The sequence below is a fragment of the Proteus mirabilis ATCC 29906 genome, from assembly GCF_000160755.1.
Lineage (GTDB): Bacteria > Pseudomonadota > Gammaproteobacteria > Enterobacterales > Enterobacteriaceae > Proteus > Proteus mirabilis.
In genome coordinates, this window is the sequence record NZ_GG668605.1 from 1 (window position 1) to 409 (window position 409).

Here is a 409-nt window from a genome sequence, read left to right on the forward strand (position 1 = left end):
TTTAGATGCAAAAACAAGAGAATTAATCGCATTAGCAGTTGCAGTCACAACACGCTGTGATGGTTGTATCGCCGTACATGCTGACACCGCTTTAAAGTTGGGTGCTAGTCATGAAGAAATTGCAGAAGCACTCGGTGTTGCTGTTGCATTAAATACTGGTGCTGCGATGGTTTATTCTGCTCGAGTATTGGATGCTATTGCACCTGAAAATTAATTCGTAATAAATCAATATCAGGGATATTAATTCAATAATCTCAATATATGACCCCAAAAATAATTGGGGTCTATTATTTAAGAGACTTATCATTACACATTGAGATTTTCATTTCCTTCTTCAAAGTAAATGCTCCATACCTAACTCTCTTAAAGTAAAACTCAACTAAATTAACGAAGAATTTAATCAATAAGA

Annotated in this window: 1 protein-coding gene; it reads left to right on the plus strand. The window is 34.7% G+C overall.

All coding sequences use genetic code 11. The features are described 5' to 3' along the window. Positions 1-214 (plus strand): carboxymuconolactone decarboxylase family protein (locus HMPREF0693_RS18225; RefSeq protein WP_004247165.1); only part of this gene is annotated, 214 nt, incomplete at its 5' end. Positions 215-409 lie beyond the last annotated feature (195 nt).